Origin of the sequence: Pseudomonas sp. GM24 (assembly GCF_000282235.1) — a bacterium.
GTDB lineage: Bacteria > Pseudomonadota > Gammaproteobacteria > Pseudomonadales > Pseudomonadaceae > Aquipseudomonas.
Genome location: NZ_AKJR01000143.1, coordinates 1 through 1,656, shown reverse-complemented (window position 1 = coordinate 1,656; position 1,656 = coordinate 1). Strand labels below are relative to the sequence as shown.

General features: G+C 61.9%; 1 protein-coding gene. It reads left to right on the top strand.

The features are described 5' to 3' along the window. Positions 1 to 1,656, top strand: a 1,656-nt coding sequence (locus tag PMI23_RS17160; protein WP_007950009.1) for a beta strand repeat-containing protein, incomplete at both ends; no start/stop codon positions are given.

The window sequence follows — 1,656 nt, the reverse complement described above, 5'->3', positions numbered from 1 at the left end:
CTTCAAAAACCTGCACGGCGGCGGCAACGGCACGGAAACCTTCGCCTACACCATCACCGATTCCGACGGTGATACCAGTACCGCGAACCTGGTGCTGAACATCCATAACAATGACGATCAGGTCTACCTCAATGGCCTTGACGTCAACGGCGGCGAACTGACGGTTTACGAGAAAAACCTCAGCGACGGCACCAGCCCCAACATTCCGGCGCTGACCCAGAGCGGCACCTTCACCGTCACCGCCCTCGACGGTTTGCAAACCCTGACCGTGGGCGGCATCAACGTGGTCACCGGCGGCGTGGCCGCAGGCTTCCCGCAATCGATCGTCACGCCGCTCGGCAGCACGTTGACCATTACCGGTTACAACCCCGCCACCGGCGTGGTCAGTTACAGCTACACCTTGGTCGACAACGAAACTCATCCAAACGCCAACGGCGCCAACAGCATCACCGAGAACTTCAACGTCGTCGCCACCGACACTGATGGCAGCACCGCCAACGGCCAGATCAACGTCAACATCGTCGATGATCTGCCCAGCGCCCATCCTGATGCCGCGTCGGTGGCGGAGGGCGGCACGGTCAGCGGCAACGTGCTGAACAACGACATTGGTGGCGCCGACGGTCCGGCCGTAACCGGTGCAGTGGTCGGCGTGCGCGCCGGCGCCGACACCTCGACTTCGGCCATCGGCGGACTCGACAGCAACATCAACGGCACCTATGGCTATCTGACCCTGGACGCCAACGGCAACGCCGTCTACCACAGCAATCCCAACGTCGTGAACGGCCCGGGCGCAGTGGATGTGTTCACTTACACCGTGCGCGATTCCGACGGTGATGAAAGCACTACCACCATCACCATCGATGTCGCCAACAGCAAGCTGTGCGCGACCAGCGACACCGACGTCACCGTCTTCGAGAAAGCCCTCGACCTGACTAAGGACGGCGCGGATCTGGCGCCTGGTACAGTCACCGGCAGCGACCCGACCAGCTCCGGCGAAACCGCGTCTGGCACGTTGGTCGGTTCGGTCACCGGGGCAGTCGGTGCGATCAGTTACGCGCTGGTTGGCAGTGCCACCGGCAACTACGGGCAAATCGTCCTCAACCCCAACGGCACGTATACCTACACGCTGACCTCGCCGGCGACCACCACGCCACATGCCGACGACGGCGCCAACAGCCTGACCGAAACCTTTACCTATCAGGCCACCGATTCGCTCGGCAACATCGTCACCAGCACCATTGTCGTCAGCATCGTCGATGACGTGCCAAAAGCTGTGAACGACAGCAACGCCAACAGCGCTTCGGAAACGCAACTGACCCTGACCGGCAATGTGCTGACCAACGATGTGCAAGGCGCCGATGTGGTGGCGACCGGACCGAATGCCGGGCCGATCACCGCCGGCACGTTCACCGGGACTTACGGCACGCTCGTGCTCAATGCCAACGGCACTTACACCTACACGCTGAACACCAACGATGCCGACTTCAAAAACCTGCACGGCGGCGGCAACGGCACCGAGACGTTCACCTACACCCTGACCGATGCCGATGGCGACACCAGCACTGCCAACCTGGTGCTGAACATCCACAACAACGACGATCCGGTGGTGCTCAACGGCCTCGACGTCAATGGCGGCGAACTCACCGTCTACGAGAA